General features: G+C 70.4%; 27 protein-coding genes. 12 read left to right on the top strand and 15 right to left on the bottom strand.

Going from position 1 to position 22,038, the window contains the following annotated elements; all coding sequences use genetic code 11:
* From AB1K56_RS11445 to AB1K56_RS11415, 7 genes are all read right to left on the bottom strand, one after another.
* Nucleotides 1-1,950: a GNAT family N-acetyltransferase gene (locus tag AB1K56_RS11445; protein ID WP_371205735.1), complete on the bottom strand. Its 1,950-nt coding sequence runs from the start codon at nt 1,948-1,950 to the stop codon at nt 1-3.
* Between the two features lie 105 nt (nt 1,951-2,055).
* Nucleotides 2,056-2,502, bottom strand: coding sequence for a 3-hydroxyacyl-ACP dehydratase FabZ (gene fabZ, locus AB1K56_RS11440; RefSeq protein WP_371205734.1), 447 nt, complete (start codon nt 2,500-2,502; stop codon nt 2,056-2,058).
* On the bottom strand, nt 2,499-2,783 hold the full coding sequence (locus tag AB1K56_RS11435; RefSeq protein WP_371205733.1) for an acyl carrier protein: 285 nt from the start codon (nt 2,781-2,783) through the stop codon (nt 2,499-2,501). Before AB1K56_RS11435 ends, fabZ begins: the two co-directional genes overlap by 4 nt.
* 22 nt (nt 2,784-2,805) lie before the next feature.
* The gene (gene fabG, locus AB1K56_RS11430) at nt 2,806-3,543 is read right to left on the bottom strand and encodes a 3-oxoacyl-ACP reductase FabG (protein WP_371205732.1); all 738 of its coding nucleotides are present in this window, start codon (nt 3,541-3,543) and stop codon (nt 2,806-2,808) included.
* Nucleotides 3,533-4,441, bottom strand: a complete 909-nt coding sequence (locus tag AB1K56_RS11425) for an ACP S-malonyltransferase (RefSeq protein ID WP_371205731.1) — start codon at nt 4,439-4,441, stop codon at nt 3,533-3,535. Before AB1K56_RS11425 ends, fabG begins: the two co-directional genes overlap by 11 nt.
* The gene (locus AB1K56_RS11420; protein ID WP_371205730.1) at nt 4,441-5,319 is read right to left on the bottom strand and encodes an ABC transporter permease; all 879 of its coding nucleotides are present in this window, start codon (nt 5,317-5,319) and stop codon (nt 4,441-4,443) included. The genes AB1K56_RS11425 and AB1K56_RS11420 overlap by 1 nt, the downstream gene beginning before the upstream one ends.
* Entirely contained in the window at nt 5,316-6,215 is a 900-nt protein-coding gene (locus AB1K56_RS11415; RefSeq protein WP_371205729.1) for an ABC transporter ATP-binding protein, read from the bottom strand. Before AB1K56_RS11415 ends, AB1K56_RS11420 begins: the two co-directional genes overlap by 4 nt.
* A gap of 382 nt (nt 6,216-6,597) precedes the next feature.
* On the opposite strand from AB1K56_RS11415, the gene AB1K56_RS11410 reads away from it, so the two are divergent.
* Both AB1K56_RS11410 and AB1K56_RS11405 read left to right on the top strand, forming a co-directional pair.
* Nucleotides 6,598-7,020, top strand: coding sequence for a helix-turn-helix domain-containing protein (locus AB1K56_RS11410; RefSeq protein ID WP_371205728.1), 423 nt, complete (start codon nt 6,598-6,600; stop codon nt 7,018-7,020).
* 8 nt (nt 7,021-7,028) lie between these two features.
* The gene (locus AB1K56_RS11405; RefSeq protein ID WP_371205727.1) at nt 7,029-7,457 is read left to right on the top strand and encodes an ImmA/IrrE family metallo-endopeptidase; all 429 of its coding nucleotides are present in this window, start codon (nt 7,029-7,031) and stop codon (nt 7,455-7,457) included.
* 133 nt (nt 7,458-7,590) lie between these two features.
* Here the strand turns inward: AB1K56_RS11405 and AB1K56_RS11400 are convergent, their stop codons facing one another.
* The 5 genes from AB1K56_RS11400 to AB1K56_RS11380 form a co-directional block, all read right to left on the bottom strand.
* Nucleotides 7,591-8,133, bottom strand: coding sequence for a GNAT family N-acetyltransferase (locus AB1K56_RS11400; RefSeq protein WP_371205726.1), 543 nt, complete (start codon nt 8,131-8,133; stop codon nt 7,591-7,593).
* Nucleotides 8,133-8,318, bottom strand: a complete 186-nt coding sequence (locus tag AB1K56_RS11395; RefSeq protein WP_371205725.1) for a response regulator transcription factor — start codon at nt 8,316-8,318, stop codon at nt 8,133-8,135. Before AB1K56_RS11395 ends, AB1K56_RS11400 begins: the two co-directional genes overlap by 1 nt.
* Nucleotides 8,319-8,432: 114 nt before the next feature.
* The gene (locus AB1K56_RS11390; protein WP_371205724.1) at nt 8,433-9,017 is read right to left on the bottom strand and encodes a hypothetical protein; all 585 of its coding nucleotides are present in this window, start codon (nt 9,015-9,017) and stop codon (nt 8,433-8,435) included.
* A 200-nt stretch (nt 9,018-9,217) separates the two neighbouring features.
* Complete coding sequence (locus AB1K56_RS11385) at nt 9,218-9,820, bottom strand: DNA-binding response regulator (RefSeq protein WP_371205723.1); 603 nt, start codon at nt 9,818-9,820, stop codon at nt 9,218-9,220.
* A complete protein-coding gene (locus AB1K56_RS11380) occupies nt 9,817-10,977 on the bottom strand; it encodes a sensor histidine kinase (RefSeq protein WP_371205722.1) in 1,161 nt (386 codons plus the stop codon). The genes AB1K56_RS11385 and AB1K56_RS11380 overlap by 4 nt, the downstream gene beginning before the upstream one ends.
* A gap of 195 nt (nt 10,978-11,172) precedes the next feature.
* On the opposite strand from AB1K56_RS11380, the gene AB1K56_RS11375 reads away from it, so the two are divergent.
* The 7 genes from AB1K56_RS11375 (at nt 11,173) to AB1K56_RS11345 (ending at nt 17,937) form a co-directional block, all read left to right on the top strand.
* Complete coding sequence (locus AB1K56_RS11375) at nt 11,173-12,189, top strand: phosphodiester glycosidase family protein (protein WP_371205721.1); 1,017 nt, start codon at nt 11,173-11,175, stop codon at nt 12,187-12,189.
* Nucleotides 12,190-12,192: 3 nt separating this feature from the next.
* Entirely contained in the window at nt 12,193-13,407 is a 1,215-nt protein-coding gene (locus AB1K56_RS11370; RefSeq protein ID WP_371205720.1) for a glycosyltransferase, read from the top strand.
* Nucleotides 13,404-14,057: a DUF4956 domain-containing protein gene (locus AB1K56_RS11365; RefSeq protein WP_371205719.1), complete on the top strand. Its 654-nt coding sequence runs from the start codon at nt 13,404-13,406 to the stop codon at nt 14,055-14,057. Before AB1K56_RS11370 ends, AB1K56_RS11365 begins: the two co-directional genes overlap by 4 nt.
* Entirely contained in the window at nt 14,054-14,878 is an 825-nt protein-coding gene (locus AB1K56_RS11360; protein ID WP_371205718.1) for a polyphosphate polymerase domain-containing protein, read from the top strand. The genes AB1K56_RS11365 and AB1K56_RS11360 overlap by 4 nt, the downstream gene beginning before the upstream one ends.
* Complete coding sequence (locus AB1K56_RS11355; protein ID WP_371205717.1) at nt 14,863-16,422, top strand: carbohydrate-binding domain-containing protein; 1,560 nt, start codon at nt 14,863-14,865, stop codon at nt 16,420-16,422. The genes AB1K56_RS11360 and AB1K56_RS11355 overlap by 16 nt, the downstream gene beginning before the upstream one ends.
* Nucleotides 16,423-16,618: 196 nt before the next feature.
* Nucleotides 16,619-17,266, top strand: coding sequence for a hypothetical protein (locus AB1K56_RS11350; protein WP_371205716.1), 648 nt, complete (start codon nt 16,619-16,621; stop codon nt 17,264-17,266).
* Nucleotides 17,263-17,937 carry a hypothetical protein gene (locus AB1K56_RS11345; RefSeq protein WP_371205715.1) on the top strand — a complete coding sequence of 225 codons (675 nt, stop codon included), beginning with the start codon at nt 17,263-17,265 and terminating at the stop codon, nt 17,935-17,937. Before AB1K56_RS11350 ends, AB1K56_RS11345 begins: the two co-directional genes overlap by 4 nt.
* On the opposite strand, the gene AB1K56_RS11340 is transcribed toward AB1K56_RS11345, so the two are convergent.
* The 3 genes from AB1K56_RS11340 to AB1K56_RS11330 form a co-directional block, all read right to left on the bottom strand.
* On the bottom strand, nt 17,934-18,416 hold the full coding sequence (locus tag AB1K56_RS11340; RefSeq protein WP_371205714.1) for a nucleoside deaminase: 483 nt from the start codon (nt 18,414-18,416) through the stop codon (nt 17,934-17,936). The genes AB1K56_RS11345 and AB1K56_RS11340 overlap by 4 nt on opposite strands.
* Before the next feature lie 82 nt (nt 18,417-18,498).
* Nucleotides 18,499-18,882 carry a hypothetical protein gene (locus tag AB1K56_RS11335; RefSeq protein WP_371205713.1) on the bottom strand — a complete coding sequence of 128 codons (384 nt, stop codon included), beginning with the start codon at nt 18,880-18,882 and terminating at the stop codon, nt 18,499-18,501.
* Nucleotides 18,883-18,938: 56 nt separating this feature from the next.
* Nucleotides 18,939-19,214 carry a hypothetical protein gene (locus AB1K56_RS11330; RefSeq protein WP_371205712.1) on the bottom strand — a complete coding sequence of 92 codons (276 nt, stop codon included), beginning with the start codon at nt 19,212-19,214 and terminating at the stop codon, nt 18,939-18,941.
* 203 nt (nt 19,215-19,417) lie between these two features.
* On the opposite strand from AB1K56_RS11330, the gene AB1K56_RS11325 reads away from it, so the two are divergent.
* The 3 genes from AB1K56_RS11325 (at nt 19,418) to AB1K56_RS11315 (ending at nt 21,820) form a co-directional block, all read left to right on the top strand.
* Nucleotides 19,418-19,918 carry a small multidrug efflux protein gene (locus AB1K56_RS11325; protein WP_371205711.1) on the top strand — a complete coding sequence of 167 codons (501 nt, stop codon included), beginning with the start codon at nt 19,418-19,420 and terminating at the stop codon, nt 19,916-19,918.
* A gap of 26 nt (nt 19,919-19,944) precedes the next feature.
* Nucleotides 19,945-20,976, top strand: coding sequence for an SRPBCC family protein (locus AB1K56_RS11320; protein ID WP_371205710.1), 1,032 nt, complete (start codon nt 19,945-19,947; stop codon nt 20,974-20,976).
* Nucleotides 20,977-21,610: 634 nt separating this feature from the next.
* A complete protein-coding gene (locus AB1K56_RS11315) occupies nt 21,611-21,820 on the top strand; it encodes a DUF1653 domain-containing protein (RefSeq protein WP_371205709.1) in 210 nt (69 codons plus the stop codon).
* Nucleotides 21,821-22,038: the final 218 nt, after the last annotated feature.

Here is a 22,038-nt window from a genome sequence, read left to right as displayed (position 1 = left end):
TCATGACGCCTCCCACCGGAAGCGCCACACCGTCGCCGTGGGCTTCGAGGAGAGTCGCGAGTAGGCGGCGATCAGCACGCCCTGCGGGGTGGAGCGGATCAGAATCTCGGGAGAGGCTCCGCACACGGGTGCGAGGTGAAGCCACCCCTGGTCCATGTGGAAACCCGCTTCCCGCGTCCACGTGCGCCACGGTCCCGGGGGCACATCCAGGTCGACCCGCCCACCCGCCGCGTCTGCGATCGCGACCCGCTTCACCCTGGCGAGCATCAGGAAGACGACGGCCTCCTGCTTGCGTTCCTCGGCGCGGGCGCTCACCCGCAGGCCCAGATCGGTGGTTCCCTCGAACGTCACCAGGGACCATCCCGCCTGGTCGCATTCTCCGCCCGCCCGAAAGGGGACCCGGGCGTCGTCCGTCGGCCACACCGCACCTCGATCGCCGTCCGTGCGATCCGGTTGTGCGCACACCCAGAGCGCCGTCGAGATTGTCGTGAGTGGACCGATCGACCGCCGGGAGGGGAACGGCGACGACACCACGGTGAGGTTGTCGCGAGTCCACTCCACGAGCCCGGCGTCCGGCGCCACCGTGAGCGTCCCTGCGTCCGTCGTCGTGCGGATGACGTCGGCCAGGGCGCGCCGCGAGCGCCGCCACGTGTCGATCACTCGACCGTCGCTTTCCGTCCAATCGACGGCGGAGCGCGCGGCCGCCGTCAACGCCAGGTCGTACCCCGCCGTCCCCTCGCCCGAAAGGCGAACCAGGTGCCCTCCCTCGAGCCGTATCCTTCGTCCCCGAAGACGCGTCGCCGCAACGGTGATCCCCGAAAATCCGTCGCTCCAGACGACCTCAGCGCCATCGGCCGGCCAAGAGCTCGTCGCGTCAGCGGCCGCCTCGAAGTCCACGCGATCGACAGGCCATCGCCCGCGCACAGCGTGGGCGGAGTGCACCTCCGTGCCGTCGCACAGGAGAGAGAGGCGAGCGACGCGCAACCCCAGGCGGGGGTAACTCACCACCTCGCTCGCGTCCCGGCTCGTCGCTGTCACCCGTACCCCGGACGGGAGGAACTCCACGACGCGCTCCACGTCGCCGTCGTCGATGCGCCAGCTGTCGACAGCGATGTCGACCAGCACGGGACGCGAGAGCGGTCGCCGCGGACCCGCGGCCGACGCCCCTGCGACCGGATGCGGGTCGGCGACAACGGGACCGAGGTGAGCCGGATGCGAGACGACGAGGGCACCTCGGTCGTCGACGGCCACCGTGAAGTCCCCGACCGCCCTCGACCCCGTGACACGGGTGCGATGCGCGCCGTCATTGTCATCCGGCGGCACGAAACACGGCGCCGGGAAATCGTTCACAGAGAGCGCCACAAGCGCGGCGTCGTTCACACGGCCGGTCGCACTGACGAGGAGGCCGGGAAGCTCGAACTCGTAGCGGATCGCGTCGACGCCCTTCGGACGGCGGACGATTCCACTGTCGACGGATTGTGCGCGGGAGCTCCGGATGGAGCGCCAGTTGCGCTGACCCCCACCGAGCGATCGACCTGTCCAGGTGGCCGCATTGTTCATCAGATCAGCCGTCACCCCGGGGAGCACACTGACGAGCTCGACGTAGCCGTCCTCATCCGGGGTCATCCCGTCGAGGGCTCTGAACCCCACGCGGACGTAAAGAGGAAACGCGCGCGTGTTCGCCGGGTCGACCTCGACACGCAGACCCCGGACTCCCGAGGCGACCAATCGCTCGAAGGAATCGGTGAAAAGGCGCCCCGCCAGCATGCCCGTCCGATGGCTCGGTGCGATCACGAACATCCCCGCGAAAAGCTGACCCACCGGGGCCACCCGACGTCCCGACATCGCCGCATAACCGATGGTCGCGACGATCTCACCTCGCTCCTCGGCGATCAAGAAGAGACGCACGCCGCGCTCGTGGAACACGCGTCCGAGGATGGCACCCGTCATGGCGTCACCTGGCGGGCCGTAACCGTTCCGGACGAAGAACGCGGCGACACGGTCGAGGTCGTCCTCCCCGGTCGGTTCGCGGATCTCTGCGGACACGAGGTGCCCTCAGCCCTGACCGCGGGCGATCGCCAGAACGCCGCTCGCGACGACTACACCGTCGACGGTGATCTCGACGGCGAACTCGGTCAGCGCGCCGATCGATGCCCCCGCTCGCGCCGTGATCTTCATCTGGTCCCCCGGGACGACGAGCGCGCGGAACCGGAACCGCTTGATCGACGCCAGATATCCCAGGACCGACCCCTGCTCGTCGGACGAGCCGATCAGCCCGCACAGCTGCGCCGCGACCTCGATCATGTGGACCCCCGGGTAGATCGGGTTGCCGGGGAAGTGGCCGGCGAAGACCGGGTCGGAAATGGAGACGTTCTTGGTTCCGACCGCTGAGACCCCGACCTCGAGGTCATCGACACGATCGAGGAGCAGGAGAGGATGCCGGTGCGGGAGCCGCCGTGAGACGTCGACGGGCCCGATCGCGGCCTTACGTCGAGACCTCACGGAGTACGCGCCTGTTCGATGAAGTCGGCGATGGTGTTGATCGAACCGAACACGTACTTGTCATCGTCGGTGATGTAGACACCGAAGTTCTCATCGATCAGACTCACGATCTCCAGCGTGTCGAGCGAGTCCAATTCGAGCCCACGCCCGAAGAGGGGCTGGTCGTCGTCGATGAGCATCGGGTCGATGGGGAGGCCGAGCCCCTCCGCGATCAGTCCCTTGACCCGATCGTTCACTGCCCGTCGGGCGGCTGCATGCTGCATCACTTCTTGGTGTTCCATGTCCACTCTCCGTGAGGAGGTCTCAGGCGGTCAGTCCGCCGTCGACCGAGATGATCTGTCCGGTGATGTACGAGGCGTCGTCGCCGAGGAGGAACTGCACGAGGGATGCCACTTCGCGCGGTTGCGCCATCCGACCGAGGGGTACCGCGTCGACGAGCCGCGCGAGATCCCCTCGCGGCATCCGACGGACCATCTCCGTGTCCGTGAAGCCGGGCGCGACCGCGTTGACCCGTAGTCCGGCAGGCGCACCCTCCCGCGCGAGCGCCCGGGTCATCGCGTTGACCGCACCCTTGCTCGCGGCGTAGTTCGCCTGACCTACCTGGCCCCGCAAGCCGGACACGGAACTCATGAAGACCAGGGAGCCCCCGGTCCGCCGCATGGCCTTCATCGACTCTCGAGCGACCAGGAACGAACTCGTGAGATTCGTCTCGACGACGGTGTTCCAGGTTGCGAGCGACATCATCGGCGTGAGCCCATCGCGCGTCAACCCGGCGTTCGACACGACTCCCGCCAGTGGAGGATGTTCGACGCGGACCTTTCGGAACAGCTCTCGGACGTCCGCCTCGGAGGACACATCAGTCTGCATCGCCGACGCCGAGCCCCCGCGGTCTTCCACCGCCTGCACGACCTGCGCGGCTTCGTCGGCGGCACGTCGGAAGACCACGACGACGTGCCATCCCGCGTCGGCGAGCGTCTCGACGCACGCTCGACCGATCCCACGGGAGCCACCCGTGACGACGACGCTCCGCTCAGGCTGCATGGGCTGCGTTCCGGAAGCCGTCGTCGACGACGGTCGCGCCCTTCGCGACGGCCTCCCCCCGCCACAGACGGGTCAGAGTGTGGCCGTTGCCGAGGATGACGGCACGGCATCCGCTCTCGTTCGCGACCGCTGTGACCAGATCCCATCGCACGGTTTCGCGAACTCCATGTCGCACGTCCTCTTCGATCTCGTCGGCTGCATGGAGGAGCCGCCCGGAGAGGGCCGAGAGCATCGGCGTGCGCGGCTCGCGGAACGGCAGGGCCGCCACTTCCGAGGCCCATCGCTCGACGATCGGATCCATGAGCGAGGAGTGGAACCCGTGGCTCACGTCGAGGAGACGACAGCGCGAGCCGAATCGCGCTCGCGCTTCGGATATCGCTTCTCGCGCTCCGGAGAGCACGATCTGCCGCGCGCTGTTGATGCAGGCGATGTCCAGCCCCGACGATGAAGCGGCGCGGGCGACGTCGTCGCGAGCCCGGTCGGAGGTGACCGCGACGGCGAGCATGGCCCCCGCGCCCGGGGCCGAACCCATCAGTTGACCCCGGGCGCGCGCGAGCCGGATGCCGTCGACGAAGGTGAGGGATTCCACGGCGATCGCCGCGGCGAGCGCCCCGACGCTGTGGCCCGTGACCCATCGCACATCGGCGGGAGGGCGAGACACGGCCTGCCACGCCCGCATCGCAGCGACGGCGAGCAGAACGATGGCGGGCTGGGCGTACTCGGTCGCCGTCAGGGCATCGGCGGAGGTGCCCCACATCACCTCCCGCATGTCGAAACCGAGCGCGTCCACGGATTCGTCGAAGGTCGCTCGCGCGGCGGGGTGCCGAGCGACGAGCTGTCTTCCCATTCCCAGGGTCTGACTCCCCTGGCCGGGGACTGCGAGAAAGGTCCCGCGCATCAGCGGATCCGCCGAGCAAGCTGACGCGCCCCCAGGGCAGCGAACACGACGAAGACCGCGACCAGGACGCCGGCTGCGAGGCTCGCCGTGACTTCGAAGTCGCCGACCTTCGCCGAGATGCCGTAGAACGTCTTGACCGCGTCGACCGCCGGACCGGTGTCGCCGGCGAGTGCAGTCAGCGCCTGCGCGGTCATGGGCTCGCGGATCAGCATCGCCGACTGCGCGAACGGGAGCGCATTGATGCCGTTCACGATGGCGTCCGGGAGCGTGCCCACGGGGATGTACGCCCCTGCGAGGAACCCGATGACGGTTCCCACCACGGTCGACAGCGCCGCGAAAGCGCCGGAACTGCGCAAGAAGGTGACGACGAAGCTCGACAACGCCGCGAAGGCCAGGCTCGACAGAGCGACGTATCCGAGCGTCTCCCCCACCTCGCTCGCGGTCATCATCGGGTCGCCCTGCGTGAGGAGGTAGACCTGCCCGACGACCACGATGATCACGGTCATGGAGAGCGAGATGAGAAAGCTCGACAAAAGGTAGCCCAGGATGAGCTCGACTCGTCGGATCGGCGAAACGAGGAAGTCGCCGAAGCGTCCGCTGGCTCGGTCGTCGACGAAGACCGCCAGCGCCGCCAATGCCGTCGTCAGGGTCGTGATCATGGTGATCCCGGCGAACACCCATGCGTTCACGAACCAGTGGATGTCCCCGGTCTCCGCGTTCGGAAAGCGCTCCGTCAGATTGTCGACCTGCAGATTCCCGAGGAAGAGCGCATACAGCGCGATGAGGATCAGCGCGGACAGGAGGGAGAAGAACACCCCGGCGCGATCGCGGAAGAACAGGCGCAGATTCCGGCCCGTGAGGATCGAGACCGTTCTCATGCCGCCCGCCCTCCGGTCACGTTCAGGAAGACGTCGTCCATCGTTCCGTGGCGGAACTCGAAATCGGTCACCTGGGGCGCCTGGACGAGATCCCTCGCCTGCTCCACCCGGTCGACGGGCACCCGCACGACGTCGCCGCTGTGCTCGCCGACGACGCCCCGCGCGTCGCACTCGGCGAGGAAGGACGAGACGTCGGGCGTACGTACGGTCAGCACGCTGCGGCTGAAGGAGGACCGGAGGTGGGCCGGAGTTCCCTCGGCCATGATCCGTCCCTCGGAGATGATGCACACCTGATCGGCTCGTTCGGTCTCTTCCATGTAGTGGGTCGTCAGAAAGACGGTCGTCGAGTGGTCTGTGCGCAGCTGGCCGATCGCCGACCAGATCTGCTCGCGCGACTGGGGGTCGAGGCCCGCGGTGGGCTCGTCGAGGAAGACGACGCTCGGGCGATGGACGATTGCGCGCGCGATGTCGGCTCGGCGCTTCTGTCCGCCCGAGAGCACGCCGTATCGACGATCCAGGAAGTCTTCGAGGCCGACGAGCTCCGCCAGCTCGCCGATCCTCGCCGAGGCCTCGCGCCGCCGTAGCCCGTAGAAGCCCGCTCTGATCGCCAGGTTCTCTCGGACGGACAACATCGGGTCCAGGAGCGATTGCTGGAAGACGGCGCCGATCACCTCGCGGACCCCGTACGGGTCTTCCACCGCGTCACGGTCTCGCACCTGGATCGTGCCGGAGGTCGGACGCAGGACCGTCGTGATGCAGCCGATCGTGGTGCTCTTGCCCGCACCGTTCGCTCCGAGGAACGCGAAAAGCGATCCCGTGGGTACATCGAAGGACAGATCTCGAACGGCCTCGAACGTGCCGTAGCTCTTGCGGAGGTGTTTCACCTGAATGGACATGAAGAGCTCCCGCTCGCTATGAGGTGTGACAAGAGACCGAGGACCGGCGGTCGCGCCGCGCGCGAGGGCACCGGCATCAGTCGCCTCGCGAGGTCGGGCACGCATCCCGGCGGGGGACGGCGGTGGCGCACGTGCCCTGGCTGGGGAACATCCGATCGGTGGTCAGCCCCCTCCGCGCCCCCTCCGCGAGGAACTCCCGGACGGGCATGTCCGCCGTTCGGAGTTCGGCGTCGGCCCCTCGCCCGGCCTCGGCGTAACCGTGCTCGAACGAGGCGTCTGATTGCCCATTTGTGCGCATGTGTGAATGCTAGCTAGTCATTTTTGACTTCCTCAAGCCATTTCACCCGCTCATCGCCACGAGCCACTCCCCTACGCTGAGCACATGGCTCGCACGAGAAAGACGCCGCACCCGTTCGATAAGCATCTGGGTGCGGCGATCCGGAGTGCGCGGGCGCGACGCGATCTCAACAGGGAGACGCTCGCCGCCCGCACCGGCATCCCTCTGTCCAACCTGAAACGACGCGAAGACGGGGTGAACGAGACGACGGTCTCCGAGCTCGAGCGCATCGCCGCCGCCCTCCGGGTCTCCGCGCGGGACATCGTCGACATGGCCCTGCAGGACTACGGCGCGGACGGACGGACGGGTCCGAGCAGTCCACAGGACGGTCTGCAGAAGCTCCTCGCGTCGGTGTCGGAACCCCCTCGTACCCTCGACGAAGCGGACGCCGTGATCTATCTCGGCCACGTCGCTCCCGGTCGACGCGACGCCGCCAACACCGACGATCGGATCGCCGCGACGGATTGAGGGGAACGGTGACGGAACTCCTGCGCATCGCACGTCAGCTGGGCGTGAGCGTCTGCGAAGCCCACCTGCCCGAGCCGTACCGGGGCTTCTACGACCACGAACGACGCCGAGTCGTCTACGACGCCCGACTCACTCCCGTCGAACGTTCATGCGTGATCGCGCACGAACTCGGACACGCCTTCTACGATCATCGCGGAGCCGACGACCTCGAAGCCGAGGCCGCCGCCGACGTCTTCGCCGCCCGGATCCTCATCGACCCCGGGCGTCTCGCTCAGCTCGAGGCCATCGGACTGAGCGGAGCCGAACTCGCCGAGGAGCTCGGCGTCAGCGTCAAGCTGCTCCGCGTCTTCGCGGAGAGTCACGTCACGCGTATGCGGGGCATCGCCTCCTCGCGTCCGCGGCTGGGGCAGGAGCAGTTCCTGCACGCCGCCCGGTGAGCGGCTCGGCCTCGGGGCCGGTCGGCCGTCCGGGGGTCGGCCGCGAGAAGGGTTTCGCCGTCTCTGCCGTGTCCGGCCCACCTATCACGCGGGGGGTCCGAAGGGGGCGATGCGCCGGGCGCGTGACCACGAGTCAGCTCACTGCTGCGCGGAACCGCGGCCGCCGCGTCAGATCAACCGCCATCTGCACCCGCCGACCATGAGCATCGAGCCCGAGTCGACGCTCGACGTCGACCAATCCGCGGTGGAAAGCGGTGACGGGGGTCTCCTCGACGAAGCCCGCGGTGGCGTAGAAGGGGGCGTTCCACGGGACGTCCGCATAGGTACGAAGCGTCATCCGCTCGTGGGCGCGCTCTCGGGCCACCCGCATCGCGGCGATCAGCAGCCGCCGGCCCCAGCCGCGGCGTGAAGACGTGGGATCGACGGACAACTGTTCGAGATGACAGAGTCCCGCGACCTCCGTGACGTGCGCGAATCCGACGACCGTGCCCCCTTCGCCGACGGCGACGAGAACGAACCCCGGCCCCGCCACGCGTGCGGTACCCGCCTCCGCGGCGGGCCAGTCCGCGGGGGCGAGACGGTCGATGAGCAGACGGTCGGCATCGTTCTCGATCCGCTCGATCGCGCCCGCATCGGCGGACGAGGCGAATCGCACCCCTTCATCCCCGTCGACCATCAGACCCACCCCCGCTCCCGCGCATGAATCGTCGCCTGCTGACGAATCGCGAGCCCGAGCTTACTGAGCACCGACGACACGTGATTGCGCACCGTCCCGGGTGACAGGTGCAGCGCCGCCGCGAATCGGGATCGACGTACCGGCGCCCCTCCGCCACGGGTCGCGGACGATCGCCCAGGCGGCATCGGCCAGGAGAACGTGCGCTCGGAGGCAGGGGAAGAGCACACAGGCACGATCGACTCCGGCCCGGTCGACGCGAGAGCGGTCGGGCACGGGCGAGAGCCCTCCTCGACCGTCGATCAGCCCGCGTCGTAGCGGCAGGTGACCGTTCCCGAGCCCGAGCTCTCGTCGACGACGACCTCGCCGTTCCAGACGATCTCACAGCTCACGTTCTGGTCGGCGCTGTCCGCAGGCGCCGTCACCGTGATCTCCGTCCACGTGCCCGAGGTGTTGAACTGGGCACGACCCTCGGGCCCCCACTGGAGCGTTCGCTGTTCCGTTGCACTGGAGAACGTGACCGTGTTGTCGTCTGGGCCCGTGGCCCGGAGTTCGACGCTCGCGAGGCCGAGACCCGCGATGGTCCCCACGAAGACCACGATCAGGACCACGTCGACGACCAGGGCGACCAGCGATGACACCAAAGCCGTTCGCCCCCGCGTGCGAAGCCCCGTCTGCCTCCGTGCACGAACCGCGAGCACGACGCCCACCACGGCGAGAGCCAGCGCGAGCACGGGCAGAGCCACCAGTCCCGGACGGGCGAGGTAGGGCACGATGAGCAGTCCCGCGACGATGGCCGCCGCGATGCCCACGACGAGGGCGGCAATGGTCCGGCCGCCGCCTCTCGGTCGAGCACCGGGAATTCGTGTCGCGGACTCGTTCGACATGAGTGACCTCCGTGACCCGTCGGAAAGGAACTTCGTGCTCATGATGCCTCGAAATCTGTGAGGCATGTGCCTACCCCACTGAGGGGCGGCATTGCTCTCGTCCCTTCCGTCGACCGATTCAGGGGGTTCGCAAATGGCCGACTACGGGGACTTAGGCACCATCATCGGGCAGATGAAAAGTGCCGCCATCGACTGCTGAATCAGATCCACCCCCGCTCCCCCGCGTGGATCGTCGCCTGCTGACGACTCGCGAGTCCGAGCTTGCCGAGCACCGACGACACGTGATTGCGCACGGTCCCGGGTGACAGGTGCAGCGCGGCCGCGATCTCGGCGACCGTCTCGCCACGCGCCCCGGCGCGCAGCACGTCGAGCTCGCGGTCGGTGAGGGGGCTGCGTTCGTCGCTGAGCGCGTCGGCGGCGATCTCGGGATCGACGTACCGGCGGCCCGCCGCCACCTCGCGGATCACCGCGGCCACGTCGTCCGCGGGTCGGGATTTGGGCAGGAAGCCGTCGACCCCCGCACCGAGCGCGCGTCGCAGCACGCCGGGTCGCGCGTGCCGCGTGACGATCACGCACCGCGACGGCACGCGGCGGAGGATGCGCGCGGCCGTGTCGACACCGTCGAGGCCGGGCATCTCGAGGTCGAGCAGGCACACGTCGGGGCGCAGTCGTTCGGCCTCGGCGAGCGCGCTCTCGCCGTCGCGGCATTCGGCGACGACCTCGAGGTCGTCCTCGAGGCGGAGCAGGGCGGCGAGGGCCGTGCGGATCATGTCCTCGTCGTCGGCGATGAGCACGCGGATCATGCGGCGGCCTCCTCGGGCACCTGGACGGTGAGGCGGAAACGGTCGTCGAGGCGGGTGGCATCCATCGTTCCCCCGACCGCTCCCACGCGGTCGGCGATGCCGGACAGCCCCGCCCCGTCGCCCACGGGAGAGGCCGCGCCGCGCGAATCGTTCTCGACGACGAGCACCCACGCCCCCTGGTGTCGGGCGAGGGAGAGGGATGCCGAGACCCCGCCGCCGTGCTTGAGCACATTCGTCGTGGACTCGCGCACGACCGGTCCGAGCACGTCGGCCGGGGCGCGGTCGGCGGCGGTGTCGACGAGCAGGTCGACCGTGAGGCCGGCGGCGCGCAGCAGGTCGGCGGCGTTGGCGAGTTCGTCGGGGAGGGGCACTCCGCGGAACCGCGCCGCGAGGTCGCGGGTGCCGCGGCGGGCGTCGTCGACGCTGGCCCGCGCGGCGCGCACCTGTTCGATCGCCGCGTCGGGGTCGCGCGGCATCATCTTCTCGGCGAGCTCGAGCTGCAGCGCGATGACCTGCAGGTGGTGGCCCTGCAGGTCGTGCAGGTCGCCGGCGAGACGGAGGCGTTCCTGGGCGGCGGCGAGGCGCCCCTCGGCGCGACGGGCGCGGTCGAGTTCGCGGACGATGTCCCACCACCACAGCGACGTGGCCGTCAACGCGGGGAGCAGGGCCACGAAGAACGGCAACGAGAAGACCGCGATGTACCCCTCCGGGTTCACACGGCTCGCCTCGACGAACCACACCACGACGATGACCGCGATCGACAGCACCGCGAGTCGCAGGCGCACCCCGCCGTGCCACCGCACGAGGCACAGCGTCTGCGCCGCGAACCCCACGCCGAGCAGGACCGATCCGGCCGAGACCCCCATCGCGACCGCCGCGACGATCCCGAGCACGACGAGCGGCCACCGGCGCCGGCGCCCGGCGTCGTCGGCGTCGTCGAGCGGCTCGCGACGGTAGCGCACGAGGAGCAGGACAGCGGATGCCGCCGACCCGGCGACCCCGAGCAGGTTCACCGCGAGCGCGGCCGGGGTGCCGCCGACGAACACCGCGAGCGTCCACATGAGGGCCGCGAAGACGTGTAGGAAGAGGATCGACGAGGCGGTGTACCACCACGTCACGCGCACGTCGCGGGCGTAGGCGGCCGGGGGTGTGCTCACCCCGGCCACTGTACGGCCGTGACATTCGTCACGGGTGGGGCGGAGCCGACGCTCCGAAGCGGCGAGCGCTCGGGGCAGCCCCGCGCGCGGGTCCCGGCCGGCCCCTCGAAGATTCATCGCCCCCGCATAGCTTTTCTTGGCGGCGGATAGGGCCCACCCCAGGTGCGGTGAGGGCGCGACGCCTTTCGTGGAGCCATGCACCCCGCAGACCACTCCTCCGAGACCGATCCGGCCGGCCCCACGCCCGAGGCCCCGACGTCGACCCCCCGACGGGGTGTCGCCCGTCGCACGTTCCTCACGGCCGGGCTCGCCGTCGTCCTCGGCGCGGGCGGAGCCGCGTGGTGGGCCGCGGATCGCTTCCTGATCCCCCACGTCGAGGTCACCGACGTCGCCGCGTACGAGGCCGAGCACTCGAGCGTGTCGACCGGGACCGAGGCGCAGGCCGGGGCGGCGGGGCCCGCGACCGTGACCGACTCCACCTTCGATGACGGGTCGACCTCGGTGACCCTGGCGACGATGACCTCGGGAACGGGCTCGAGCACCGTGACGTACTACGTCGCCGACGTCATCCTGAGCGATGCCACTGCCCTGCGATCGGCGTTCGCGAACAACCAGTTCGGCGAGAACATCACGCAGACCACGAGCGAGATCGCCGCGGCGAACGGCGCGATCTTCGCCATCAACGGCGACTACTACGGATTCCGCTCTACCGGCATCGAGATCCGCAACGGAGTGGCCTACCGCGACGAGGGGGCACGCGACGGACTCGCCTTCTACGCCGACGGGCACGTCGAGGTGTACGACGAGACGCAGACCACGGCCGATGCGCTCGTGGCATCCGGGGTCTGGAACACCCTCAGCTTCGGGCCCGCCATCGTGCAGGGCGGCACGGTGGTCGACGGGATCGACGACGTCGAGGTCGACACGAACGTCGGCAACCACTCGATCCAGGGCGACCAGCCACGCACCGCCGTCGGCGTCATCGACGACAACCACCTCGTCTTCGTCGTCGTCGACGGCCGGCAGGAGGGATACAGCGCGGGAGTGACCTTGCCCGAGCTCGCCGACATCATGCTCTCGCTCGGCGCGACCACCGCCTACAACCTCGACGGCGGCGGTTCGTCGACCATGTACTTCAACGGTCGGGTGGTGAACTCCCCCTCCAACGGCGGCGAGCGCGGCACCAGCGACATCCTCTACGTGGCGGGCTGAGCGATGTTCGTGCTCATCCCCGCCTACGAACCGGGCCCGCGCCTGCCGGGGCTCGTGCGCGACCTGCGCGCCGCCGACCCCGACCTCGAGGTGCTCGTCGTCGACGACGGCAGCGGGCCGTCGTTCGAGCCCGTCTTCGCCGCGGTCGGCGACGCCGGCGCGCGCGTGCTCGCCCATCCCGACAACCGCGGCAAGGGCGCGGCGCTGAAGACCGGGCTCGCTCATGTCCGTGCCCACGATCCGGATGCCGACGTGGTCACCGCCGACGCCGACGGGCAGCACACGCCCGCCGACGTGTGCCGTGTCGCCGAGGCCCTGCGCACCGATGCCGGTGCCGCGCGCAGCGCGCTCGTCCTGGGCGTTCGCGCTTTCGACGGCGCGGTGCCGTGGCGCAGCCGCGTCGGCAATACGGTGGCGCGCGGCGTCTTCCGCATGGCGACGGGTCGGCGGGTGAGCGACACGCAGACCGGTCTTCGCGGCATCCCGTCGGACCGCATCGCCTGGGCGCTCGGCATTCCGGGTGACGGTTTCGAGTACGAGCAGCGGATGCTGCTGCGCCTCGCGCCCGACCTCGTCGCCACGCACGAGGTTCCCATCGACACGGTCTACCTCGACGACAACGCGTCGAGCCACTTCCGGCCCGTGCGCGACTCGCTGCGGGTGCTGCTGCCGGTGCTGCTGTTCGCGGCGTCGTCGCTGGCCGCCTTCGTGGTCGACACGCTGGCCCTTCTCGTGCTGCAGGCGCTGACCGGATGGCTCGTCCCCTCGATCATCGCGGCGCGGGTGCTGTCGGCGACCGCGAACTTCGTCGTGAACCGTCGCGTGGTCTTCCGCGCGCGGGGCGGGCCGATGCACGGGCAGGCCGTGCGCTACGGCGTGCTCGCGCTGGCGCTTCTGGCGTCGAACGTCGCGTGGATGTCGTTCCTCACCGACAACGGTCTCGCCCTGCTGCCGGCGAAAGTCGTCACCGAGGGCGTGCTGTTCGTCCTCAGCTACGGCGTCCAGCGCTCGCTCGTCTTCCCGCGAACGGATGCCGGTGCCTTCGGCGGTCCGCCGATCTCACGCCCGACGTCGGGTGGCGCACGCCCCGGTCCCACAGTCGCCGCCCCTCCGGCCCACGTCCCTGAGCCTGTCGACGGGACCGCGACCCCCAGACGCGCCGCCCCGTCGGCATCCGTCCCCTCCCCCCTCACCCCCGCAAGGAGCTCCTCCTCATGACCATCACCGCCCTGATCCTCACCGCCACCGACCTGATCGCCGCCGTGTTGCTGAGCGCCGTCTACTTCCAGCGACACCGGCGCCGCGACCTCGTCGTGGCCTTCCTCGGCGTCAACGTCGGAGTGCTGGCCGTCGCCTCGGTGCTCGGCACCGCCGAGGTGGCCCTCGGCCTCGGCCTCGGCCTGTTCGGGGTCCTCTCGATCATCCGGCTGCGCTCGAGTGAGATCACTCAGCGCGAGGTGGCCTACTACTTCGCGGCTCTCGCGATCGGACTCATCTGCGGACTCCCGCACACCGATCTCGCGACCCCCCTCGTGCTGGTCGGACTGATCGTGGCCGTGCTCGCCGTCGCCGACCACCCGCGGCTGCTCTCCCGCTCCCGCCACCAGACCGTGCACCTCGACCGCGCGATCGCCGACGAGACCGAGCTGCGCGGCGAGCTCGAGCGGCTCCTCGGCGGCGAGGTCACCGCGCTCACCGTGCAGCAGCTCGATCTCGTCGACGACACCACGCTGGTCGACGTGCGCTACCGCCTCGGCGTCGCGGCGACGCGCACGACGGTGGACTCCGGCCTCGGCACGCGGCTCGAGGCGACCCCCGCCGCCGATCGCGACTCCACGTTCGCCGACCTGCTCGGGGGCACCCGATGACCGCCCGCGACCGGGCCGGTGCCGCGATCGCCGCCCTCCCCACGATCGGCCTCGACGCCCTGACGACCGACGCGGCCCTGCTGACCCGCGTCGACCGCAAGTACGTCGTGCCGATGGATGCCGCGGCATCCCTCCTGCACGACCTGGGGCGTTCGTCCGACGCGCCGGCCGCCCTCGAGATCGACGGCGAGCGCGAACTGGCGTACCGCTCGGTGTACTTCGACACCCCCGACCTGTTGAGTTACCGCCTCGCCGCGCACGGTCGCCGCCGCCGGTTCAAGCTCCGCACGCGCACGTACGTCGACACGGGAGCGGCGTTCCTCGAGATGAAGACGCGCGGAGCGCGCGGCCTCACTCGCAAGGAGCGCGACGCGTACGACCTCGACGCGGCCGACCGGCTCACGACCGAGGCCCGTGACGAGGTTGCCGATGCCCTCGGGGCGATCGGTGTCGAACCCGCCCGCGCCGCCGACCTCGACGCGCGACTGCAGACCCTGTACCGGCGGACGACGCTGCTGCTGCCGGGCCGCACGCCCTCTCGCGCCACGATCGATCTCGACCTGCAGTGGATCGATGCAGACGGCGGGGGTTTCACCCTCCCGCGCTTCGCGATCGTCGAGACCAAATCCCCCGGTCAGGCGGGCGCCTTCGACCGTGCGCTGTGGCACGCGGGTCACCGCCCGCAGCGCATCAGCAAATACGCCACGGGGATGGCGGCCCTGCGCGCCGACCTCCCCCGCAACCGCTGGACCCGCGTGCTCTCCGGTCCCTTCTCCTCCGCCTCCCCCTCTCGAAAGGACGCCTCATGCGCCGCCGTCTGATCCCCCTCGCCCTTCCCCTCGCCCTCGCGGGGCTCGTTCTCGCCGGATGCGCCGTCACCGCGCAGCCCACCGGCACGGCGCAGAGCGCCGCCGCGTCGAGCGTGGAGACCATCTCCGACGTCGACTCGACGATCCCCGCGGCCGCCGCCGAACTGCTCGCGGCGAACGCCGACGGCACCGTCGTGCGCGACGACGAGTGGAACCTCGCGGATGCCGAGACCGTGACCCTCTCGGGGTCGACCGCGTCCAGCGAGTCGGCGGGGGTGAGCGTCGACGGATCCACTGTCACCATCACCGCCGCCGGCGTCTACCGATTCACCGGCACCCTCGAGGGACAGTTCGTGGTCGCCGCCCCCGACGACGCGCAGGTCGTGCTCGTGCTCGACGGCGCCGAGATCGAGAACGTCTCGGGTTCGGCGATCCAGGTGGTCACCGCCGATGACGTCGCGATCAACCTGGCCGCGGGTTCCGCGAACGCCGTCACGGCTGCCAGCTCGGCCGACGCCGACGCGAGTGCCGCGATCTACGCCGACAGCGACCTCACCGTCTCCGGCTCCGGATCGCTGACGGTCACCGACACCGGAAACGACGGCATCTCGGCCACCGACGACCTCGCGATCATCGGAGGCACGATCACGGTGGACGCCGCCGACGACGCCCTGCGCGGCAAGGACTCCCTCGTCGTGACGGACGGAACCCTCACGCTCACCGCCGGGGGCGATGCCCTCAAGAGCGATCAGCAGGACGACGCCGCCCAGGGATACGTGTGGATCGCCGGCGGCACCATCGACGCCACCGCCGCCGACGACGGCATCGACGCGTGGACGGACGCCCTGATCACGGGAGGAACCGTCTCTCTCGCGACGGACGACGACGGCATCCATTCCGAGACCGCGCTGGCGATCTCGGGCGGCGACGTGACGATCACCCAGTCGTATGAGGGCATCGAGTCGGCCGACATCCGCATCGCCGGCGGTGTCACGCGCCTCACCTCGTCCGACGACGGGGTCAACGCCTCGGGCAACGCCACCTCGACGGACGGAGGGATGGGCGGCGGCGGCATGCAGGACTCGGGCGAGACGCTCACGATCTCGGGCGGGACGTTGATCGTCGACGCCGACGGCGACGGCCTCGACTCCAACGGAACGATCGAGATGACCGGGGGCGAGGTCACCGTCTACGGACCCACCTCGCAGAACAACGGCGCCCTCGATTCGAACGGCGGCATCACGGTGACCGGGGGCACCCTCGTCGCGATCGGCAGCACCGGCATGGCTGAGTCCCCCGACGCGTCCTCGGCGCAGGGATGGCTCGCCGCGACCGCCTCGGGTTCCGCGGGCTCGACGGTTCGGATCACGGATGCCGCGGGCACCGTCATCGCCGAGTACACCGCCACGAAGACGTTCGGGTCGGTCGTGTTCTCGTCGTCGGCGATCGCCGACGGCCAGGAGTACGTGGTGAGCGTGGACGGCACTGCGACCTCGGTGACCGCCGGCGAGGCCATCGCGGGCGGGATGGGAGGTGGAATGGGCGCACGACGCTGAGAAGTCACGGTCGACGGCCGCGGCCCGGGGTCTCCTCCCCCCGGGGCGCGGCCGTCGCGCATGCGCGCAGAGGCTCGAGCGGGTGGCCTCCGTCCGAGCCACGGCGCCGGTCGACGCCCCCCCCCTGACGGATGTCACCTCGGATCGTGACACCCCGACACTGCCGCGAACGGCGCCGACGGGCTGCGATGGGAGCATGTCCTCCCCCACGATCCCGCGATCGCCGCTCTGGCGTCGCCCGTTCGCCGTGATCCGAGAGAACCGTCGCGCCTGGGCGATCGTCACCGCCGCGACCTACGGTCTGCTCGCGCTCGGGTTCGTCGTCGGCCTGCTGTTCCCCGCCCTCCCGGCTGCCCGCGCGGCCGCTCTCGACAGCGACGGGACCGGCGATCTCGTCACCGCGGTCGCCTCCTCCGCACCCCTGTTCGCGCTCGTGATCCTCGCCGTGAACGTGCTGCGCCTGAGCCTGGCGACGATCGTCGTCCCCTCGCTCGTCATCCCCTTCGCCGGTCTCGTCTTCTTCGGGTACTGGCTCGTCGAGACCGGGATCACGCTCGTGCCGTCCACCCCGGTCGCCTGGGTCGCGATGATCCCGCACAGTCTCACCGTGGTGATCGAGTTGCAGGCCTACGCATTGCTGGCGCTCGGCGCCCTTCTGCTCGGACGCGATTGGCTCCGCCCGGCGCGCGTGGGCGCCCCGACCCGTCGCGCGGGGTATCGCAACGGCGTGCGCCGGCTCGGCCTCCTCGCTCTGCCCGCCCTGGCTCTGCTGGTGGTCGGCGCCCTGTGGGAGGCGTACTCCCTGCGCTACCTCGTCTTCCCGCTCAGCGAGATGCTCCTGTGAACGCGCCCGGTCCTTCGCGCCGACCCCGGTCCCTGCGCGCCCGGTGGGCTGAGCGGCGGGCGCGCCGCGGGGACGGGCGTCCCCTCCCGCCCTTCCGGTGGTGGCAGGCGCTGACCCGCTCGCAGCTCTCCCTGCGGATTCCGGATGCCGACGGCACGGCGCGGACGTACACGATCGACGTGCGGCACCTCGGCGACACGGAGGACGGCGAGGTGCGCGCCCGACTGTTCCGCGACGGCGCCCTCTCGTCCGTCTCGCGTCTGCCCGCGCGGTTCCCGGTGCCCGGCGGTCACGTCGAGGTCGCGACAGGGACCTTCGGCCTCAAACGGTGCGACGTCGTCTCCGACACCGGTGAGCGGCGACAGCTCTCGCCGCACCCGCGGTCCGCGGAGGGACGACGCGCCGCTCTCGACCGCGCGCATCCGCGGGCGAGCCGGGCTCTCGGCATCCTGTCTCTGCTCGTCGTCGTGGCCGGGGTGTGCCTCACCGTCCCGCAGCTGATCGAGACGCTCTCCCGCATCCCGCCGATCGCCGACACGCTCGGCACCTTCACCGCGCCGCTGCACCTCACGCCCGCCGCGAATGCGGCCGTCACCGTCGCGGTCGCGCTCGCGAGCGTGGAACGCGCACTACGACTGCGATCGTCGTGGCTCGACGACCTGGCCGGTTAGCCCCAGAAGCCGTGGTGCGGCGCGGCCGCGTCGTCTTCGAGGTGCGGACCCGACACCGCGATCGCCCGCCCGCCGTGCGCGAACACCTCGCGCGAGGGCAGGTCGAGCACGGCGCCGTCGTCCTCTCCGCCCGCGATGGCGATGAGCCGCGTGCCCGAGAGGGCGTAGACGACCCGGCCGATCCCCGCCCAGAAGATCGCCCCGCAGCACATCGCGCACGGCTCGCACGAGGTGAACAGGGTGGATGCCGCGACCCCGGCGGCATCCACCTGCTGCCACGCGCGCCGCACGAGGACGGTCTCGGCGTGGGCGGTCACGTCGCGATCGGTCAGCACCGTGTTCTCTGCCTCGATCACCCGCCCGTCTGCGGTGACCAGCAGAGCTCCGAAGGGGTGGTTGCCGTGGGCGCGCGCCGACGCCGACAGCTCGATCGCACGGCGGAGGTGGGTGAGGTCTGCGGTGTCGAGCGTGTCATCCATGGTGTCGATGATCGCGGATGCCGCCACCGACCGGGAAGGTGATCACCGCTCGCGCACGGCGGTGACGGGACGGAGCGCGCCGTCAGCTCGTCGTGCCCGAGTCGTCGGTCGTGCCGCCGGTGGAGCCGTCGGTGCCTCCGCCGGTGGAGCCGTCGGTGCTCCCGCTGCCGCCCGGGCCGTCCTCGCCCATCTGCGGAGGTGTGCCGCCGCCGAAGTCGGGGCGGTCGCCGCCCATCTGCGGAGGGGTTCCTCCGCCGAAGTCGGGCATCGTGCCCGAGGTCGCCGCGGCGGCGGCCGATGCGTTCCCGATTGCGAAGCCCGCGCCTCCGCCGACGAGCAGGCCGACGACGAGGGCTCCCGCGCCGATTCCGGCGACGAGACGGCGGGTGAGGGGCGGTCGGCGCGTCACCGGGGCTTCCTTCGCATCCTCGGGCGGGGTGGACGGAACGGGGTCGATGGTGGTCATGCCGCCGAGTGTGGGGCGTGCACCCTCACCCCTCCCTGCGCGTTGCTATCCGTTCGCTATGCCGGCGGGTCGGGCAGGTCGCGCGGACGATCGAGGTCGGGCTCGCCGGTCTGCACCGTGCCGTAGACGGCCGGCAGGTCCGTGGACGACGAGGGCGTCCAGCCGTAGGCCGTCGACTGCGCGGCTCCCGCATCGGCAACGGGACCGAACGCCGACCGCAGGGCGTCGCGGCCCCTCGTGCGACGACGGCGGAGCGCGACGATCAGGCGCACGACGATCCCGACGGCGATCGCCGCCCAGAACACCCACTCGATCCATCCGAACGTCCCCATGCGATGGCCCCCTCGTCGTCGCGCGAGTCCTCGACGATACCGGCCCGCGCGGCACGGGAGAAGGACCCGTGACATTCGTCACCGGCGCCTCGGCGCATTCTCCCGAGCGGCCGTGACACCGCGGCACTGCCCCCGCGAGCCCGTGGCGAGTGGGATGGGATCACCGCGGAACACGCCGCGACCTCACCCCAGGAGCCCGCCCCATGTCGAACCCGATCACCGACCTCGTCCTCGGCTTCCAAGGCCTCGTCGCCGACGTCCCCGACCTCCTGCAGCCCCTGATCGTCGCCCTCGCGGGGGCCGTGCCCTTCATCGAGGGAGAGGGAGCCGCCGCGATCGGCATCATCGGCGGCATCCACCCGGTCGTCGCCGCCCTCGCCGGCGCGCTCGGCAACCTCCTCTGCGTGAGTGTCGTCGTGCTCGCGACCTCTCGCGTGCGCACCGCCGTCACGACGCGCCGCGGCGCACCCTCGACGACGCCGTCGGCGCGCCGGGAGAAGTTCGAGAAGGCCTATCACCGCTATGGGACGCCCGGGGTGAGCCTGCTCGGCCCCCTGCTGCTCCCCACGCAGTTCACCGCCGCCGCGCTGACCTCGACCGGCGTCTCGCCCGCGCGGGTGATCGGCTGGCAGGCGCTCGCCATCGCGCTGTGGACCGCGGGCATCACCGCGATCGCGCTCGGGCTGATCCGGTTCGCGGCCTGAGGGGGACGGCACGGGATGATGAGGACGTGCCTTCCCGCTTCACCCTCGTCACCCGCGTCGACGCCCCTCCCTCCGCGGTCTTCGATCTCGCGCGCGACATCGGGGCGCACGTCGCATCCATGCGCGGCAGCCGCGAGAGCGCCGTCGCCGGGATCACGCAGGGGGTGATGGAGCGGGGCGACACGGTCACGTTCCGCGCCCGGCACTTCGGCGTCTGGTTCACCCTGACCGCCCGCATCACGGAGATGCGCCCGCCCACCCGGTTCGTCGACGAGCAGATCAGGGGCCCGTTCCGCTCCTTCCGCCACGAGCACCGTTTCGAGGCGACGCCGGACGGCGGAACGACGATGACCGACACGATCGAGCTGTCGTCGCCCGTGTTCGGCGTCGTGGCGGAACGCCTGATCCTGGTGCCCTACCTGCGCCGGCTCATCGCGCGCAGGAACGCGCATCTCGCGGCATCCTTCGTCGACGGCGAAGACGACGCGCCGACCTCTCGGACGACGGCCGTGCGACTCCACCCGACGGGTTTGCGCGGTCGAGCGGCCCGGCTCCTCGCGGCGACCGGTCTGCTGATCGCTGTCCCCGTGGTCTCGATCGTTCGCTTTCTCGAGGATCCTTTGCACGTCCACGTCCCCGTCGCCTTCTTGGGCGTTGCCGTTTCTTCGCTCCTCGTCGCGCTCTGGCTGCGTTTCCCCCGGACGGGGTTGTACCTGGATGACGACGGCCTGATCGTCAGGTCGTGGTGGTCGACGAAGAGGTATCCCCGCTCGACGATCCGGCGGTGCCGGTCGGAGCCCTACGGAGGAGTGTTCTTCATCTTCGGCTGGCCCGTGGCTAGCGGAATACTGCAGAGCGGCGAGATCATCCTCGAAGCGGGAGGAGTCGCGCACACGCTGGGCGGGACGGTGACATCTCTCGGTGTGACGGTCAAGCAGGCAGAGGCCATCAACCGGTGGATCGGCCTGAGCGTCGGCGCGGGAACCGGCGAGCGGAGGTCGCGACGACGCCGGAGGGAGTCGGCGGGCGAGGGGAACGCTCGACCGGCACGCAACTGACACGTCACGGGCGCCCGCGCTAGACCTCCTCTCCTCCGGCCAGGGCCTCTCGAGGCCCCCGCGACCCGCCGCCGTCAGCGACTCACCGGGTCGAGCGCCTCCGCGCGCGGGAGGGCGACGTCGCGGGTCACGGTGACGCCTCAGGACTCGAGAGGCCTGGTGATCGTGACCCCGGCGCGCGACACCTCGCCGCCGACGCCGGGGTGCTTCGAGGACAGAGCCCACCCCGCCTCGGTCGTGACGGCAGACGCGTGTGCTCCGCCCCCGATGATCGGAACAGTCGCACAGAGCAGCGCCGTCGAAAGAACGGTTACAGACGTGAGCACGATGGCTCGGGAACGATTGACCACGAAGTCCTCCTAGCTGTTGACGTCGTTCAAGACGCTCGAGACAGCGTCGTAGTTACGAACCACTCATCGCGATGATCAGCGACGTATTTCACCCGACGCTTCGCGACGCGTGCGCGCCCCGGGGGCATCGCATAATCTCGAAGGCACCGGCTCACACGGGGACACGAGAGCAGTTACGCGCGCAGAACTGCCGCGCATCCCCTCCCGTAGGTCACGCGCGAGAAACTCCGGCATCGACAGCGCGAGACGCGCAACGCTCGACCGCGCCGAGAAGGAAGGATCCCGTGACGATCGAACCCGGCATCTACGAGCACTTCAAAGGCCAGCGGTACGAGGTGTTCGGCCTCGCTCGGCACTCCGAGACCGAAGAGGTCTTCATCTCGTATCGCAAGCTGTACGACGACTACTCGTACTGGGTGCGTCCGGTGGAGATGTTCCTGGGAACGGTCGAGCGCGACGGGTACTCGGGGCCGAGGTTCCGGCGCGTTGCATAGCCCGCGGGCACAACCTCAGCGATCCGCACAACCTCAGCCGGCATCCGCCCCTCGCCACTGACAATGCGCGAATCACTGAGGTTATGCACGGCCAGCCACCGGCGCGACTCGTAGCCCGTGGGCACTACCTCCGCGATCTGCACAACCTCAGCCGGCATCCGGCCCTCGCCACTGACAATGCGCGAATCACTGAAGTTATGCACGGCCGACCACAGGCG

This window comes from Microbacterium sp. BWR-S6Y (assembly GCF_041379845.1).
Lineage (GTDB): Bacteria > Actinomycetota > Actinomycetes > Actinomycetales > Microbacteriaceae > Microbacterium > Microbacterium hydrothermale.
This window is presented reverse-complemented; position numbering and strand designations above follow the sequence as displayed.

Bases quoted from the DNA above. Each gene is read 5' to 3' on its own strand.
- AB1K56_RS11445 (WP_371205735.1), bottom strand. From the start codon at position 1,950: ATGACGGGTGCCATCCTCGGACGCGTGTTCCACGAGCGCGGCGTGCGT.
- AB1K56_RS11435 (WP_371205733.1), bottom strand. From the start codon at position 2,783: ATGGAACACCAAGAAGTGATGCAGCATGCAGCCGCCCGACGGGCAGTG.
- fabG (WP_371205732.1), bottom strand. From the start codon at position 3,543: ATGCAGCCTGAGCGGAGCGTCGTCGTCACGGGTGGCTCCCGTGGGATC.
- AB1K56_RS11425 (WP_371205731.1), bottom strand. From the start codon at position 4,441: ATGCGCGGGACCTTTCTCGCAGTCCCCGGCCAGGGGAGTCAGACCCTG.
- AB1K56_RS11420 (WP_371205730.1), bottom strand. From the start codon at position 5,319: ATGAGAACGGTCTCGATCCTCACGGGCCGGAATCTGCGCCTGTTCTTC.
- AB1K56_RS11415 (WP_371205729.1), bottom strand. From the start codon at position 6,215: ATGTCCATTCAGGTGAAACACCTCCGCAAGAGCTACGGCACGTTCGAG.
- AB1K56_RS11410 (WP_371205728.1), top strand. From the start codon at position 6,598: ATGGCTCGCACGAGAAAGACGCCGCACCCGTTCGATAAGCATCTGGGT.
- AB1K56_RS11400 (WP_371205726.1), bottom strand. From the start codon at position 8,133: ATGGTCGACGGGGATGAAGGGGTGCGATTCGCCTCGTCCGCCGATGCG.
- AB1K56_RS11395 (WP_371205725.1), bottom strand. From the start codon at position 8,318: ATGCCGCCTGGGCGATCGTCCGCGACCCGTGGCGGAGGGGCGCCGGTA.
- AB1K56_RS11390 (WP_371205724.1), bottom strand. From the start codon at position 9,017: ATGTCGAACGAGTCCGCGACACGAATTCCCGGTGCTCGACCGAGAGGC.
- AB1K56_RS11385 (WP_371205723.1), bottom strand. From the start codon at position 9,820: ATGATCCGCGTGCTCATCGCCGACGACGAGGACATGATCCGCACGGCC.
- AB1K56_RS11375 (WP_371205721.1), top strand. From the start codon at position 11,173: ATGCACCCCGCAGACCACTCCTCCGAGACCGATCCGGCCGGCCCCACG.
- AB1K56_RS11370 (WP_371205720.1), top strand. From the start codon at position 12,193: ATGTTCGTGCTCATCCCCGCCTACGAACCGGGCCCGCGCCTGCCGGGG.
- AB1K56_RS11365 (WP_371205719.1), top strand. From the start codon at position 13,404: ATGACCATCACCGCCCTGATCCTCACCGCCACCGACCTGATCGCCGCC.
- AB1K56_RS11360 (WP_371205718.1), top strand. From the start codon at position 14,054: ATGACCGCCCGCGACCGGGCCGGTGCCGCGATCGCCGCCCTCCCCACG.
- AB1K56_RS11355 (WP_371205717.1), top strand. From the start codon at position 14,863: ATGCGCCGCCGTCTGATCCCCCTCGCCCTTCCCCTCGCCCTCGCGGGG.
- AB1K56_RS11350 (WP_371205716.1), top strand. From the start codon at position 16,619: ATGTCCTCCCCCACGATCCCGCGATCGCCGCTCTGGCGTCGCCCGTTC.
- AB1K56_RS11340 (WP_371205714.1), bottom strand. From the start codon at position 18,416: ATGGATGACACGCTCGACACCGCAGACCTCACCCACCTCCGCCGTGCG.
- AB1K56_RS11335 (WP_371205713.1), bottom strand. From the start codon at position 18,882: ATGACCACCATCGACCCCGTTCCGTCCACCCCGCCCGAGGATGCGAAG.
- AB1K56_RS11330 (WP_371205712.1), bottom strand. From the start codon at position 19,214: ATGGGGACGTTCGGATGGATCGAGTGGGTGTTCTGGGCGGCGATCGCC.
- AB1K56_RS11325 (WP_371205711.1), top strand. From the start codon at position 19,418: ATGTCGAACCCGATCACCGACCTCGTCCTCGGCTTCCAAGGCCTCGTC.